Below are 13,168 nucleotides of genomic sequence, written 5' to 3' on the forward strand. Positions count from 1 at the left end.
CAGACCTAAAGTAATGATCCATACCTGTCTGCCGGGGTTATTTCTGCGCCTTGTTGGGGGAAGCATGAGATGCAGCGATCCCTCTCCAGAGCCGTCGCGCCGAAGATAAAGCAGCAGCAGTAATCCCATGATTCATCAGGTATTTTGAATATATCCTCTTTGAATTGATTATTTTTTGATATGAGTAGAAGTTTTACCCATATATAAAGAAAGGTTTTTTGAGGTGATAGATTAATGGATATTTTGTATGAATTAATTGCTAAAAAATTGCAGCCTGGATATGGCGTAAATGTAATTAAAGACGGGTACCGCGGAGAACAGGCAATAAAAAAGCCGGTCAGGAAACCTGACCGGCTTTTCAGCAGTGCATCAACGATTAATCGTTGTCAGAACCGCCCAGACCTGCGTTCAGCAGCTCTGCCAGGTTGGCAGATGCTTCTTCCACGCTCACCTGCGGTGCCGCCGGCAGTTCGCCAGCAGCGCGACGGCGCATACGATCCTGGTGGTACGCATAACCGGTACCGGCCGGGATCAGACGACCCACGATGACGTTCTCTTTCAGACCGCGCAGTTCGTCGCGTTTGCCCGCAACGGCTGCTTCGGTCAGCACGCGAGTGGTCTCCTGGAACGATGCCGCGGAGATGAAGGACTCGGTGGCCAAAGACGCTTTGGTGATACCCAGCAGATCGCGGGAGAACGTTGCGCCCACTTTGCCGTTCGCTTCCAGTTCGCGGTTCGCGATCTTGACGCGGGAGTATTCCACCTGCTCGCCTTCGAGGAAGTCGGAGCTGCCTGCGCTTTCGATGGTGGCTTTACGCAGCATCTGACGAACGATAACTTCGATGTGTTTATCGTTAATCTTAACGCCCTGCAGACGGTATACGTCCTGGACTTCGTTAACAATATAACGGGTCACAGCATGTACGCCACGCAGACGCAGAATGTCGTGCGGCGCTTCCGGACCGTCGGAAACCACGTCACCACGTTCTACACGTTCACCTTCGAACACGTTGAGCTGACGCCATTTCGGAATCATCTCTTCGTACGGTTCGCTACCGTCTACCGGGGTGATAACCAGGCGACGTTTCCCTTTGGTTTCTTTACCGAAGGAAATGATACCGCTGATTTCAGCCAGGATTGCCGGCTCTTTCGGACGACGTGCTTCGAACAGGTCCGCAACGCGCGGCAGACCACCGGTGATGTCCTTGGTACCGCCGGATTCCTGCGGAATACGCGCCAGGGTGTCACCAGAGCTGATCTGTACGCCATCTTCCAGCTGAACAATCGCTTTACCCGGCAGGAAGTACTGAGCCGGCATATCGGTGCCTGGAATCAGAACGTCGTTGCCCTGAGCATCAACGATTTTCAGCGCCGGACGCAGATCTTTACCACCTGCGGTACGTTCTGCAGAGTCCAGAACCACCAGCGAAGACAGACCGGTCAGTTCGTCGGTCTGACGAGTAATGGTCTGGCCGTCGATCATGTCAGTGAAGCGGATGAAACCGCTGACTTCGGTGATAACCGGCATGGTGTGCGGATCCCAGTTTGCGACGGTTTCACCGCCGGCAACCTGCTCACCGTCGCCTTTCGCCATAACCGCACCGTAAGGCACTTTATAGCTCTCTTTGGTACGACCGAATTCGTCGATCAGTTTCAGCTCGGTGTTACGGGAAGTGATAACCAGTTTACCGCTGGAGTTCACAACCGACTTCGCGTTGCTGAGCTTGATGCTACCTTTGTTTTTCACCTGGATGCTGGATTCAGCAGCCGCACGAGATGCCGCACCACCGATGTGGAACGTACGCATCGTCAGCTGTGTACCCGGCTCACCGATGGACTGTGCCGCGATAACGCCGATGGCCTCACCTTTGTTGATGATGTGGCCACGCGCCAGGTCACGACCATAGCAGTGCGCACATACACCAAAGTCGGTGTCACAGGATACAACGGAACGCACTTTGACGGAGTCAACGGAGTTCGCTTCCAGCAGGTCACACCAGTGCTCGTGCAGCAGCGTGTTGCGTGGAACCAGAATATCCGCGGTACCCGGCTTCAGCACGTCTTCCGCAGTCACACGACCCAGTACGCGATCGCGCAGCGGCTCTTTAACGTCGCCACCTTCGATAACCGGCGTCATGGTGATGCCTTCCAGGGTGCCGCAGTCGTCTTCAGTGACGACCAGGTCCTGGGCAACGTCGACCAGACGACGAGTCAGGTAACCGGAGTTCGCTGTTTTCAGTGCGGTATCCGCCAGACCTTTACGCGCACCGTGCGTGGAGATGAAGTACTGGAGTACGTTCAGACCTTCACGGAAGTTCGCGGTGATCGGCGTTTCGATGATGGAGCCATCCGGCTTCGCCATCAGACCACGCATACCGGCCAGCTGACGAATCTGTGCAGCAGAACCACGCGCACCGGAGTCGGCCATCATGTAGATGCTGTTGAAGGAAACCTGCTGCTCTTCCTGACCGTCACGGTTAATCACGGTTTCGGTTTGCAGGTTATCCATCATCGCTTTGGATACACGATCGTTCGCCGCAGCCCAGATATCGATAACTTTGTTGTAGCGTTCGCCCGCGGTCACCAGACCGGACTGGAACTGTTCCTGAATCTCAGCAACTTCCGCTTCCGCTTCGCTGATGATTTCGTATTTTTTCTCCGGGATGACCATGTCATCGATACCAACGGATGCACCTGAACGCGCTGCGTAAGCAAAGCCGGTGTACATCGTCTGGTCCGCGAAAATAACGGTCGGTTTCAGGCCCAGAATACGGTAACAGGTGTTCAGCATCTTGGAGATCGCTTTCTTACCGAGCGCCTGGTTCACGATAGAGAACGGCAGACCTTTCGGTACGATCATCCACAGAATGGCACGGCCAATGGTCGTGTCTTTCAGGCTGGTTTTCGCGACAAACTCACCATTGTCGTCTTTTTCGTATTCAGTGATACGCACTTTAACGCGCGCATGCAGAGAGGCCAGGCCGGCGCGATAAATACGCTCAGCTTCTTTCGGGCCAGTCAGCACCATGCCTTCGCCTTTGGCGTTAACACTGTCACGGGTCATGTAGTACAGACCCAGTACAACGTCCTGAGACGGAACGATGATTGGTTCGCCGTTCGCCGGGGACAGGATGTTGTTGGTAGACATCATCAGCGCACGCGCTTCCAGCTGGGCTTCCAGCGTCAGCGGGACGTGAACAGCCATCTGGTCACCATCGAAGTCGGCGTTGTATGCCGCACAAACCAGCGGGTGCAGCTGGATGGCTTTACCTTCGATCAGAACCGGTTCGAATGCCTGAATACCCAGACGGTGCAGGGTCGGCGCACGGTTCAGCAGAACCGGGTGTTCGCGGATCACTTCGTCTAGGATATCCCAAACGACAGCTTCTTCGCGCTCAACCATCTTCTTAGCGGCTTTGATGGTGGTGGCCAGGCCACGCAGTTCCAGCTTGCCGTAGATGAACGGTTTGAACAGCTCCAGCGCCATTTTCTTCGGCAGACCGCACTGATGCAGACGCAGGTATGGACCTACGGTGATAACAGAACGACCGGAGTAGTCAACACGCTTACCGAGCAGGTTCTGACGGAAACGACCCTGTTTACCTTTGATCATATCGGCCAAAGATTTCAGAGGACGTTTGTTAGAACCGGTGATCGCACGACCGCGACGACCGTTGTCCAGCAGGGCATCTACCGCTTCCTGCAGCATACGTTTTTCGTTGCGTACGATGATATCCGGCGCAGCCAGATCCAGCAGACGTTTCAGACGGTTGTTACGGTTGATCACGCGACGATACAGATCGTTGAGGTCAGACGTCGCGAAACGACCGCCATCCAGCGGAACCAGCGGACGCAGATCTGGCGGCAGTACCGGCAGAACGGTCAGGATCATCCACTCCGGCTTGTTGCCAGACTGTACGAAAGCTTCCAGCAGCTTAATGCGCTTGGTCAGCTTTTTACGCTTGGTTTCGGAGTTGGTTTCGTTCAGCTCTTCACGCAGCTGCTCGCACTCCTGCTCCAGATCCATATTGCGCAGCAGCGCCTGGATCGCTTCCGCACCCATCTTCGCGTCGAATTCGTCACCGAACTCTTCCAGCGCGTCCAGGTACTGTTCTTCCGTCAGAATCTGGTTGCGTTCGAGGTTGGTCATGCCACCTTCGATAACCACATAGGATTCAAAGTACAGTACACGTTCGATATCGCGCAGCGGCATATCCAGCAGCAGGCCGATACGGGACGGCAGAGATTTCAGGAACCAGATGTGCGCAGTCGGACATGCCAGCTCGATGTGGCCCATGCGCTCACGACGCACTTTAGTCTGGGTCACTTCAACGCCGCACTTCTCACAGATCACACCGCGGTGTTTCAGGCGCTTGTACTTACCGCACAGGCACTCATAGTCTTTTACCGGCCCAAAGATACGGGCGCAGAAAAGGCCGTCACGCTCAGGTTTGAACGTACGGTAGTTAATGGTTTCCGGCTTTTTAACTTCACCGAAAGACCATGAACGGATCATGTCTGGCGAAGCCAGAGCAATTTTGATCGCATCAAACTCTTCGGTTTTAGTTTGCGCTTTCAGAAACTTTAATAAGTCTTTCACGGATTTGCTCCCGTCGGAGTTAGCACATTCCGCTGCCGGGCGTTAACCCGGCAGCAGTGACCTGTTTGAGCGAGAATTACTCGTCTTCCAGTTCGATGTTGATGCCCAGCGAGCGAATTTCTTTCAACAGTACGTTGAAGGATTCCGGCATGCCCGGTTCCATCTGGTGATTGCCGTCCACGATGTTTTTATACATCTTAGTACGACCGTTCACGTCATCAGACTTAACGGTGAGCATTTCCTGCAGGGTGTAAGCTGCGCCGTATGCTTCCAGCGCCCACACTTCCATCTCACCGAAGCGCTGACCACCGAACTGCGCCTTACCACCCAGCGGCTGCTGAGTAACCAGGCTGTAAGAACCGGTGGAACGCGCGTGCATTTTGTCGTCGACCAGGTGGTTCAGTTTCAGCATGTACATGTAACCCACGGTTACCGGACGCTCGAACTGCTCACCGGTGCGGCCGTCGAACAGGGTGATCTGACCGGAAGTCGGCAGGTCGCCCAGCTGCAGCAGCGCTTTAATTTCCGCTTCTTTCGCACCGTCGAACACCGGCGTTGCGATCGGCATACCTTTACGCAGGTTTTCAGCCAGACGCAGAACTTCTTCATCGCTGAAGGTATTCAGGTCAACTTTCTGACGAACGTCAGCGCCCAGATCGTAGGCACGCTGGATGAACTCGCGCAGTTTCGCGACTTCCTGCTGCTGTTTCAGCATGGCGTTGATCTTATCGCCGATGCCTTTCGCAGCCATACCCAGGTGAGTTTCCAGGATCTGACCGATGTTCATACGAGACGGTACGCCCAGCGGGTTGAGGACGATATCTACCGGCGTACCGTTAGCATCGTGCGGCATATCTTCGATCGGGTTGATCTTAGAGATAACACCCTTGTTACCGTGACGACCCGCCATCTTGTCACCAGGCTGGATACGGCGTTTAACGGCCAGGTATACCTTAACAATCTTCAGCACGCCCGGTGCCAGATCGTCGCCTTGGGTGATTTTGCGGCGTTTCGCTTCGAGTTTTTTCTCGAACTCGTGTTTCAGTTCGTCGTACTGCTCAGCCAGCTGTTCCAGCTGATTTTGTTTCTCTTCGTCGGTCAGGCCCAGTTCCAGCCAGCGATCGCGCGGCAGTTTGTCGAGCTTCTCAGCTTCAACGCCACCGGAGACCAGCACCGCGTAGATACGACTGAACAGACCGGCTTCGAGGATCTGCAGTTCTTCAGACAGGTCTTTTTTGGCCTGCTTCAGCTGCATCTCTTCGATTTCCAGCGCACGTTTGTCTTTTTCTACGCCGTCACGGGTAAAGACCTGAACGTCGATAACGGTACCAGAGACACCGTTCGGTACGCGCAGAGAGGAGTCTTTAACGTCAGACGCTTTCTCACCGAAGATCGCACGCAGCAGTTTCTCTTCCGGCGTCAGCTGGGTTTCACCTTTCGGCGTAACCTTACCAACCAGAATGTCGCCGCCGGTCACTTCCGCACCGATATAAACGATACCGGACTCATCCAGTTTGGAGAGCGCAGCTTCACCCACGTTCGGGATGTCAGCGGTGATCTCTTCCGGCCCCAGCTTGGTGTCACGGGACACGCACGCCAGTTCCTGAATGTGGATAGTGGTGAAACGGTCTTCCTGGACAACACGCTCGGAAACGAGGATGGAGTCTTCGAAGTTGTAGCCGTTCCACGGCATGAACGCTACGCGCATGTTCTGACCCAGCGCCAGCTCACCGAGGTCGGTGGACGGGCCGTCGGCCAGCACGTCGCCGCGCTCAATAGGTTCGCCCAGGGACACGCAAGGCATCTGGTTGATGCAGGTGTTCTGGTTAGAACGGGTGTACTTAGTCAGGTTATAGATGTCGATACCTGCTTCGCCCGGGTACATCTCGTCTTCGTTAACTTTGATAACGATACGGGAGGCATCCACGTACTGAACAGTACCGCCACGTTTAGCCACCGCAGTAACACCGGAGTCGACGGCCACAGCACGTTCCATACCGGTACCAACCAGCGGCTTATCAGCGCGCAGAGTCGGAACGGCCTGACGTTGCATGTTTGCACCCATCAATGCACGGTTGGCGTCATCGTGTTCCAGGAACGGGATCAGGGACGCACCGACGGATACCACCTGCTGGGTGGATACGTCCATGTAGTCAACCTGGTCACGGCTGAACAAGCTGGATTCGCCTTTGCTACGGCAGGTCACCAGGTCTTCTACGAAGTGGCCGTTTTCATCCAGGTTGGAGTTCGCCTGAGCGATAACGTAGTTGCCTTCTTCGATAGCAGACAGGTAGTGAATTTCGTCAGTAACCACACCGTCGGTCACTTTACGATACGGCGTCTCAAGGAAGCCATATTCGTTGGTCTGCGCGTACACGGACAGGGAGTTGATCAGACCGATGTTCGGACCTTCAGGCGTTTCGATTGGACATACGCGACCATAGTGAGTCGGGTGTACGTCTCGAACTTCGAAGCCTGCGCGCTCACGGGTCAGACCGCCTGGGCCGAGTGCGGAGATACGACGTTTGTGCGTGATCTCAGACAGCGGGTTGTTCTGGTCCATAAACTGAGACAGCTGGCTGGAACCAAAGAACTCTTTCACTGCTGCGGAAATCGGCTTGGCGTTGATCATATCCTGAGGCATCAGGGTATCCAGATCGCCCAGAGACAGACGCTCTTTCACCGCACGCTCTACACGTACCAGGCCAACGCGGAACTGGTTCTCCGCCATTTCGCCAACGGAACGGATACGACGGTTACCGAGGTGGTCGATATCGTCCACTTCGCCTTTACCGTTACGGATATCGATGAGCTTCTTCATCACTTCAATGATGTCGTCTTTGCTCAGGATACCGGAACCTTCGATTTCGTCGCGCAGCAGAGAACGGTTGAACTTCATACGACCAACCGCGGACAGATCGTAGCGGTCTTCGGAGAAGAACAGGTTCTCAAACAGGCTTTCAGCGGCTTCACGAGTCGGCGGCTCGCCAGGGCGCATCATGCGGTAGATTTCTACCAGCGCGCTCAGACGATCGTTAGTCGGGTCGACGCGTACCGTTTCAGAGATGTATGGACCGTGGTCCAGATCGTTAGTGAACAGCGTTTCGATGCGCTTGTGGCCAGACTGGCTCAGCTTAGCCAGCAGATCCAGGCTCAGCTCCATGTTCGCCGGGCAGATCAGTTCGCCAGTCGCTTCATCGATATAGTCTTTAGCCGCCACTTTGCCCGCGATATATTCAACCGGCACTTCGATATGCTTGATATCGTCTTTTTCCAGCTGACGGATATGACGAGCCGTGATGCGACGGCCTTTCTCAACGTACACTTTGCCGTTGGCTTCGATATCGAAGGAGGCGGTTTCGCCGCGCAGACGCTCCGGAATCAGCTCCATCTGCAGCTTGTTGTCGCGAATTTCAAAGACCACTTTTTCGAAGAACAGGTCAAGGATCTGCTCAGTGGTGTAATTCAGCGCGCGCAGGATGATGGTAGCCGGCAGCTTACGACGACGGTCGATACGAACGAACAGGTTGTCTTTCGGGTCGAATTCGAAGTCCAGCCAGGAACCACGGTAAGGGATGATGCGTGCGTTATACAGAACCTTACCGGATGAGTGAGTCTTACCTTTGTCACTGTCAAAGAAGACGCCCGGGCTACGGTGCAGCTGAGAAACGATAACACGCTCGGTACCGTTGATGACAAAGGTACCGTTGTCGGTCATGAGCGGGATTTCGCCCATGTAGACTTCTTGTTCTTTAATGTCTTTGACGGTGCCTTCCGGCGCTTCGCGCTCGTAGATCACCAGACGCAGTTTTACGCGCAGCGGTGCAGAGTAAGTCACGCCACGGATCTGACATTCTTTAACGTCAAAAACCGGTTCGCCCAGACGGTAGCTGACGTATTGCAGCTCGGAATTACCGCTGTAGCTCTGAATTGGGAATACGGAACGGAAAGCAGCTTCCAGACCATACTGCCCTTCAGGATCTTGCTCGATAAACTTCTGGAACGAGTCAAGCTGGATAGAAAGGAGATATGGCACATCCAGAACTTGTGGACGTTTACCAAAATCCTTACGAATACGTTTTTTCTCGGTATAGGAGTAAACCATAGGGTTCCTCAGCTCGCTGACAAGTCGACCCATCTGCCCGCAGAGGGCAGTTTTTTATGCAACACTATTTTGTTGACCGGAAAATGGAACACTTTCCGCAATGCCTGTTGCTATCACGCTTAAACCATTTCATTGCGATTTACACAGCCCAGGAACCCTAACCTGTCGCAGTATATTAAGTCGTCGATAGAAACAAGCATTGAGAGGCAAACCAGTAGTCAAACAGCGTGAAACGCTACTGGCGCCTTACAGCGCAAAAAGGCTGGTGACCAAAAAGTCACCAGCCTCAGCCTGATTTCTCAGGCTGCAACCGGAAGGGTTGGCTTATTTAACTTCAACTTCAGCGCCAGCTTCTTCCAGAGATTTTTTCAGAGCTTCAGCGTCGTCTTTGCTGATGCCTTCTTTCAGTGCAGCCGGAGCAGATTCTACCAGGTCTTTAGCTTCTTTCAGACCCAGGCCAGTCGCGCCACGTACTGCTTTGATAACAGCAACTTTGTTAGCGCCAGCAGCTTTCAGAATTACGTCGAATTCAGTTTTTTCTTCAGCAGCTTCAACCGGGCCAGCAGCTACAGCTACAGCAGCAGCAGCGGAAACACCGAATTTTTCTTCCATTGCAGAGATCAGCTCAACAACGTCCATTACGGACATAGCGGATACTGCTTCAATGATTTGATCTTTAGTGATAGACATTTAAATTGTTCCTGAATATCAGAATAAATTTATACGTAAGCGAATGCTTTACAAAGATAACTGCGGTTAAGCAGCTTCTTTCGCATCGCGTACAGCAGCCAGAGTACGAACCAGTTTGCCAGCCGAAGCTTCTTTCATGGTTGCCATCAGGCGTGCAATTGCTTCTTCGTAGGTCGGCAGAGTTGCCAGGCGGTCGATCTGCGACGCCGGGATCAGCTCACCTTCAAAGGCAGCGGCTTTGACCTCAAATTTTGCATTCGCTTTCGCGAACTCTTTGAACAGACGAGCAGCAGCGCCCGGGTGTTCCATAGAGTATGCAATCAGGGTCGGACCAACAAACGTGTCTTTCAGGCACTCGAACTGAGTACCTTCTACGACGCGGCGCAGCAGGGTGTTACGAACAACACGCATGTATACGCCAGCTTCACGACCTGCTTTACGCAGTTCAGTCATTTTATCTACAGTTACGCCACGGGAATCCGCAACTACTGCAGACAGCGCGCCTTTGGCTACTTCGCTGACTTCAGCAACAATCGCTTGTTTGTCTTGAAGATTTAAAGCCATTAGCTTTGCTCCTGGATGTTTGCCAGAGCCTATGCTCTGGAACTCACTTCACTCAATTCAACGAAAAGAGCGTCTAAATACGGTGAGCAGAAACAAGCCAGAATATCCAAAAATAATCTTAGCGTTCTGTCACCGTCTACGCAGGGCATTAAGTTTCTTGCGAAACACCTGCGGTCTTCGACGGAGGTCTGGATAGGCCAGACTCCAACGAACAATTCGGTTACCTGCTAACCTTAGTTAGCAAACGTGGGCGAAGATTGTAGACAAAATCACCGCCCACGTAAAGGCATTAGTTTGCAGAAGCGTTCAGGCCAGCCTGATCTACTGCAACACCTGCACCCATGGTGGTGGAGATGCTAACTTTCTTGATGTACACGCCTTTCGCCTGAGTCGGTTTTGCTTTTTTCAGCGCAACCAGCAGAGCTTCCAGGTTTTCTTTCAGTTTGTCAGCGTCAAAGTCCACTTTACCGATGGTGGTGTGGATGATGCCGTTTTTGTCGTTACGGTAACGAACCTGACCTGCTTTCGCGTTTTTAACCGCTTCAGCAACGTTCGGAGTTACGGTACCCACTTTCGGGTTCGGCATCAGGCCACGCGGACCCAGAACCTGGCCCAGCTGGCCAACAACGCGCATTGCATCTGGAGAAGCAATAACAACGTCAAAGTTCATTTCGCCTTTTTTGATCTGCTCAGCCAGATCTTCCATACCTACCAGCTCAGCGCCTGCAGCTTTAGCAGCTTCAGCGTTTGCGCCCTGGGTAAATACGGCTACGCGAACGGAACGGCCAGTACCGTGCGGCAGTACAGTTGCGCCACGGACGTTCTGGTCAGATTTACGAGCGTCGATGCCGAGGTTAACGGCAACGTCTACGCTTTCGGTAAATTTAGCGGTGGCCAGCTCTTTCAGCAGAGCGATGGCTTCGTTGATGTCGTACTGTTTAGTTGCATCAACTTTCTCACGGATCACGCGCATGCGCTTGGTCAGTTTAGCCATTTCTTAGTCCTCCACTACCAGGCCCATGGAACGTGCAGTACCTTCGATGGAGCGAGTCATCGCTTCAATGTCGGCACCAGTCATGTCGGCAGCTTTGGTCTGCGCGATTTCCTGCAGCTGAGCGCGGGAGATTTTACCCACTTTATCTTTGTTCGGCTTACCGGAACCAGACTTGATGCCTGCAGCTTTCTTCAGCAGAACAGCAGCCGGCGGAGTCTTGGTAACAAAGGTAAAGGAACGGTCAGCGTAAACGGTGATAACAACCGGGATCGGCAGACCTTTCTCCAGGGAATCAGTTTTGGCGTTGAACGCTTTGCAGAATTCCATGATGTTCACGCCCTGCTGACCCAGTGCTGGGCCGACCGGCGGGCTCGGGTTCGCCATACCAGCTGCAACCTGCAGCTTGACGTAGGCTTGGACTTTCTTAGCCATTCTTAAATCCTCAAATTGGGTATTAACGCTTCAGAGAAGCTCCCCGTGATTAAACATCGTTTTACGGGCCGGGCCCATAAAAACAAAAGGCGCGAAATTGTATGCCAATTTCGCGCCCTATGCAACGATTAAATCGCTGCTTTTTTGATCGCCGGCTTACGCCTTCTCAACCTGGCTGAAGTCCAGTTCTACCGGAGTCGCACGACCGAAGATAGAAACGGAAACTTTCAGGCGGGACTTCTCATAGTCCACTTCTTCAACCACACCGTTAAAGTCAGCGAACGGACCGTCGTTAACGCGAACCATTTCGCCCGGTTCAAACAGCGTTTTCGGACGCGGCTTATCGCCAACCTGCTGCAGACGATTCATGATGGCGTCGACTTCTTTGTCGCTGATCGGCGCCGGACGGTCAGAGGTACCGCCGATGAAGCCCATCACGCGCGGCACGCTGCGCACCAGGTGCCAGCTTGCGTCGTTCATGACCATCTGGACCAGAACGTAGCCTGGGAAGAATTTACGTTCGCTTTTGCGACGCTGGCCACCACGGATCTCAACCACTTCTTCGGTCGGGACCATGACTTCGCCAAATAACTCTTCCATGTTGTGTAATTTGATATGTTCACGCAGCGACGTGGCTACGCGACCTTCAAAACCGGAAAACGCCTGAACGACGTACCAGCGCTTTTTAGGAGCTTCAGACATCTCAGAACCTCAGGCCAGTGATAAAGGAGACCAGGCGAACCAGAATACCATCCAGTCCCCACAGGATCAGTGACATTACTGCAGTCACAGCAGCAACAATCAGCGTAGTATGCAGCGTTTCCTGGCGAGTCGGCCAAATCACTTTACGAACTTCGGTTCTCGCTTCGCGAGCAAAAGCAACGGTCGCCTTACCTTTCGTCGTCAACAGCGCGACGCCACCGGCAGCAGCAATAAGAATAACCACGGCCAGCGCACGCACCGCCAGCATAATGTCGCGATAAAGGAAGTTGCCCACGATCGCCACGATCAGCAGCACGGCAACGATAATCCACTTCATCGCTTCCAGGCCGCGCCCGCTCCCTTGAGCTTCGGTATTCGCACTCATAAACCAACCTGTCAGAAGTATTCTACAAACAATTTCACCCCGCGGGGGCGAGGCGATCCAAACCGAAATTAAGTTTCGGATTATACACTTAACTATTCAAATTGCTTCAACGCTGACGGCTCTGTCGCCCCTGCCCTGCTAACGCAAAGGAGGATGCTGATTGCCGTCGCACTATCGCTCGAATGGTTTGGTGTATAAACGCCCTCTTCAGAGCCTGTCTCAGCAATGATTATGACAAATAAAATCACTGATGAGCCAGGTTCTGGTGTGAAAGCGTGCAAAAAGGGCATCAAATGATGCCCTTTTATTGCGCATTGCGTCAAATGTTATCAGCGATTAGCCGAGAACTTTAGCAACCACGCCCGCGCCAACGGTACGACCGCCTTCACGGATTGCGAAACGCAGACCATCGTCCATCGCGATCGGGTGGATCAGGGTAACAACCATTTTGATGTTGTCGCCCGGCATTACCATCTCTACGCCTTCCGGCAGTTCGATGGTGCCAGTCACGTCAGTTGTACGGAAGTAGAACTGCGGACGGTAGCCTTTGAAGAACGGAGTATGACGGCCGCCTTCGTCTTTGGACAGAATGTACACTTCAGATTCGAACTTGGTGTGCGGGTTGATGGTGCCCGGCTTAGCCAGTACCTGACCACGTTCGATTTCTTCACGTTTGATACCACGCAGCAGAACACC

The 13,168-nt window shown here is 53.3% G+C and carries 8 protein-coding genes and 1 pseudogene; all 9 read right to left on the reverse strand.

Annotated features, from left to right (window positions below; genetic code table 11):
* Nucleotides 1-376: 376 nt before the first annotated feature.
* Complete coding sequence (rpoC, locus tag GT756_RS25220; RefSeq protein WP_004206757.1) at nt 377-4,600, reverse strand: DNA-directed RNA polymerase subunit beta'; 4,224 nt, start codon at nt 4,598-4,600, stop codon at nt 377-379.
* A 76-nt stretch (nt 4,601-4,676) separates the two neighbouring features.
* Complete coding sequence (rpoB, locus tag GT756_RS25225) at nt 4,677-8,705, reverse strand: DNA-directed RNA polymerase subunit beta (RefSeq protein ID WP_004206758.1); 4,029 nt, start codon at nt 8,703-8,705, stop codon at nt 4,677-4,679.
* A 324-nt stretch (nt 8,706-9,029) separates the two neighbouring features.
* Nucleotides 9,030-9,395 carry a 50S ribosomal protein L7/L12 gene (gene rplL / locus GT756_RS25230; protein WP_002884142.1) on the reverse strand — a complete coding sequence of 122 codons (366 nt, stop codon included), beginning with the start codon at nt 9,393-9,395 and terminating at the stop codon, nt 9,030-9,032.
* Nucleotides 9,396-9,461: 66 nt separating this feature from the next.
* Entirely contained in the window at nt 9,462-9,959 is a 498-nt protein-coding gene (rplJ, locus tag GT756_RS25235; protein WP_001207203.1) for a 50S ribosomal protein L10, read from the reverse strand.
* Nucleotides 9,960-10,248: 289 nt separating this feature from the next.
* Nucleotides 10,249-10,953 (reverse strand): 50S ribosomal protein L1, encoded by a 705-nt coding sequence (gene rplA / locus GT756_RS25240; RefSeq protein WP_002884036.1) that lies wholly within the window; start codon nt 10,951-10,953, stop codon nt 10,249-10,251.
* Nucleotides 10,954-10,956: 3 nt separating this feature from the next.
* Nucleotides 10,957-11,385, reverse strand: a complete 429-nt coding sequence (rplK, locus tag GT756_RS25245) for a 50S ribosomal protein L11 (protein ID WP_002884034.1) — start codon at nt 11,383-11,385, stop codon at nt 10,957-10,959.
* A gap of 156 nt (nt 11,386-11,541) precedes the next feature.
* A complete protein-coding gene (nusG, locus tag GT756_RS25250) occupies nt 11,542-12,087 on the reverse strand; it encodes a transcription termination/antitermination protein NusG (protein WP_001287521.1) in 546 nt (181 codons plus the stop codon).
* A gap of 1 nt (nt 12,088) precedes the next feature.
* Nucleotides 12,089-12,472, reverse strand: a complete 384-nt coding sequence (gene secE, locus GT756_RS25255; RefSeq protein ID WP_002883772.1) for a preprotein translocase subunit SecE — start codon at nt 12,470-12,472, stop codon at nt 12,089-12,091.
* Between the two features lie 336 nt (nt 12,473-12,808).
* A pseudogene (gene tuf / locus GT756_RS25260) lies at nt 12,809-13,168 on the reverse strand (elongation factor Tu); the annotation flags it as partial.

The organism is Klebsiella sp. Q2 (genome assembly GCF_009900705.1).
Lineage (GTDB): Bacteria > Pseudomonadota > Gammaproteobacteria > Enterobacterales > Enterobacteriaceae > Klebsiella > Klebsiella quasipneumoniae.